The organism is Candidatus Hydrogenedentota bacterium (assembly GCA_012730045.1).
Lineage (GTDB): Bacteria > Hydrogenedentota > Hydrogenedentia > Hydrogenedentales > CAITNO01 > JAAYBR01.
In genome coordinates, this window is sequence record JAAYBR010000122.1 from 1 (window position 1) to 3,314 (window position 3,314).

The following is a 3,314-nucleotide window of genomic DNA, read 5'->3' on the forward strand; positions in this document are numbered from 1 at the left end:
AATGCGCGTCATTGCAATGACCGTGGAAATGCGCGTCATTGCAATGACCGTGGAAATGCGCGTCATTGCGAAGGAGCGCAGCGACTGAAGCAACCTCGTTCTCGCTTCGACTTCGGTTCTCACACCCTCTTATCCGGCGGTCAGGGGAACATCCGCGGCTTCCCTCCCTATTTCTTCCCCGCTTTTCGGCCGCGCGCTGCGGGCTTCTTTGCGGGCGCGGGCAGCTTGTCCCTCAGATACGCGCCGGTGTGGGAGCCGGGGCAGTCGGCGACCTCTTCCGGGGTGCCCTCGGCGAGGACTTCGCCGCCCTTGTCGCCGCCCTCGGGGCCGAGGTCCAGAATCCAGTCCGCCGTCTTGATGACGTCGAGGTTGTGCTCGATGACGACGACGGAGTTCCCGTAGTCCACCAGCCGGTGGAGGACGGAGAGGAGCTTGTCCACATCGGCGGCGTGGAGGCCCGTGGTGGGCTCGTCGAGGATGTAGAGCGTGCGGCCGGTCTGGCGGCGCGAGAGCTCCGTGGCGAGTTTGACCCGCTGGGCCTCGCCGCCGGAGAGGGTGGTGGCGGCCTGGCCGAGGCGGACGTAGTCGAGCCCCACGTCGCGCAGGGTCTCCAGCTTGGCGGAGAGCGAGGGGATGTTCCGGAAGAACTCGCAGCCCTCCTCCACCGTCATGTCGAGGACCTCGGCGATGTTCTTCCCCTTGTAGCGGATCTCCAGGGTGTCGCGGTTGTAGCGCGCGCCGTGGCAGGTGTCGCAGGGCACATAGACGTCGGGCAGGAAGTGCATCTCGATGGTGAGCAGGCCGTTGCCCTCGCACTCCTCGCAGCGGCCGCCCTTCACGTTGAAGCTGAAGCGGCCGGGCTGGTAGCCCCGCGCGCGCGCCTCGGGGGTGCGGGTGAACAGCTCGCGCAGGGGCGCGAAGAGGCCCGTGTAGGTGGCCGGGTTCGACCGCGGCGTCCGCCCGATGGGCGACTGGTCTATGTCTATGATCTTGTCCAGGTGCTCCAGCCCGTCCACCCGGTCGTGCGCGCCGGGCTTCCCGTCGAAGGCGTCGTAGAGCCGGCGCGCCACGGCGGGGTACAGCGTCTCGTTGATCAGGCTGGACTTGCCCGACCCGGACACGCCGGTGACGCAGGTGAAGGTGCCCAGCGGGATGGACACGGTCACGTTCTTCAGGTTGTGGTGGCGCGCCCCGCGGATGGTCACCCGCTTCCCGTTGCCCGGACGGCGGGTCGCGGGCACCGCAATGGTCCGCGCGCCGCTGAGGAACTGCCCGGTCAGCGAGGAGGGCGTCTTCATCACCGCCTCCGGCGTGCCCGCGGCCACCACCTCCCCGCCGTGGACCCCCGCGCCGGGGCCCAGGTCCACCACCCAGTCCGCCGCGCGGATGGTCTCCTCGTCGTGCTCCACGACGATGACCGTGTTCCCCAGGTCGCGCAGGCGCTCCAGCGTCGCCAGCAGCCGCGCGTTGTCCCGCTGGTGCAGGCCGATGCTCGGCTCGTCGAGGATGTACAGCACGCCGACCAGCCCGGAGCCGATCTGCGTGGCCAGGCGGATGCGCTGCGACTCGCCGCCGGACAGCGTGCCCGCCTGCCGCTCCAGCGTCAGGTAGTTCAGCCCGACGCTGTTCAGGAAGCCCAGCCGCTCGCGGATCTCCTTGATGATCCGCGCCGCGATGATGCTCTCGGACTTGGAGAGTTTCATGCCCGTGAAGAAGGCCAGACTGTCCGACACGGACATGCCCGTCACGTCCAGGATGGTCTTCCCCGCCACGCGCACCGCGCGCGCCTCCGGCCGCAGCCGCGCGCCCCGGCACTCGGGGCAGGCCCGCGACCCCATGAACTCGCCGATCATCTCCCGCGCCGCCGCCGAGTCCGTCTCGCGGTGCCGCCGCTCCAGGTTGGGGATGACCCCCTCGAAGGGCCGCGTCGTCTCATAGGTCCGCTGGTCGTTCGAGTAGGAGAACACCACGTCGTCCGTGCCCGACCCGTGCAGCACGATCTTGCGGAACCACTCCGGAAGCTGCCGCCACGGGGTGAACGGGTCCTGCCCGTAGTGCATGCACACCGAAAGCAGCGCCTTGCGGTACATGCCGTCCAGCACCCGCCGCATGCTCCACGGCCGCACCGCCCCGTCATGGATGGACAGCGACGGGTCCGGCACCACCAGGTCCGGGTCCATCTCCAGCACCGAGCCCAGGCCCGTGCATTTCGGGCACGCGCCGTGGGGGTTGTTGAACGAAAAACTGCGCGGCTCCAGCTCCTCCAGCACGACCCCGCAGTCGAGGCAGGCCATGTGCTCGCTCTGGAGCAGCTCCCGCGCCGGCCTGCCCGTCTCCTCGATCCACACCCGGATCAGCCCCTTGCCCAGCTTCAGGCAGGTCTCCACCGAGTCCGTCAGCCGCTTCTGGACCCCCTCCTTCACCACCAGCCGGTCCACCACCACGTCAATGTCATGCTTGACGTAGCGCTCCATGGGGATGTCGTCGTCCACATGGTGGAACGCGCCGTCCACCCGCACCCGCACGAAGCCCTGCCGCTTCACGTCCTCGATCGTGCGCTGGTAGGTGCCCTTGCGCTGGCGCACCAGCGGCGCCATCACCTGGAGCCGGCTCCCCTCCGGCAGCGCCAGCAGGCCGTCCACAATGCTCTGCGGCGTCTGCGACGCCACCGGCTTCCCGCACGACGGACAGTGCGGCCGACCCACCCGCGCAAACAGCAGGCGCAGATAGTCGTAGATTTCCGTCACCGTGCCCACCGTCGAGCGCGGGTTCCGGTGCGACGTCTTCTGCTCGATGGAGATCGCCGGACTCAGCCCCTCGATGCTGTCCACATCCGGCTTGTCCATCTGCGCCAGAAACTGCCGCGCATAGGCCGACAGGCTCTCCACAAAGCGCCGCTGCCCCTCCGCATACAGCGTGTCAAACGCCAGGCTCGACTTCCCCGACCCGCTCAGTCCCGTCACAACGATCAGCCGGTCGCGGGGCAGCTCCAGCGACAAGTTCTTCAGATTGTGCTCCCGCGCGCCCCGGATGACAATCCGGTCATGGGCGTGCGGCGGTGATTTCTTCGGGGGCATGGGGTCCTGCTTTCAAGCGCGGGGAAAAGCCGCGCGGAGGCAAAAATCATACCCCCCCGCGCCGCAACCCCGCAAGGATTTCATGGTTTGTGGAACAAGAAATGCCCGAGTTTCCTTCCTTTTGTCCATTCTGTCCATAACGTCCATCCTGTCCACAAAGAAGATCCGGCCCGCGCTCCGGGGTTCGGGGCCAAACGTAGACGCGCCATCCTGGCGCGTTCCCGGGGCTTTCCGTTG

At 68.0% G+C, this 3,314-nt stretch carries 1 protein-coding gene; it reads right to left on the reverse strand.

Going from position 1 to position 3,314, the window contains the following annotated elements:
• Nucleotides 1-167 precede the first annotated feature (167 nt).
• On the reverse strand, nucleotides 168-3,077 hold the full coding sequence (uvrA, locus tag GXY15_13540; protein ID NLV42230.1) for an excinuclease ABC subunit UvrA: 2,910 nt from the start codon (nucleotides 3,075-3,077) through the stop codon (nucleotides 168-170).
• Between the last annotated feature and the right edge of the window lie 237 nt (nucleotides 3,078-3,314).

What these genes read in the sequence shown, in the direction of transcription:
- uvrA (NLV42230.1), bottom strand. Translation starts at nt 3,077, where the DNA reads ATGCCCCCGAAGAAATCACCGCCGCACGCCCATGACCGGATTGTCATC.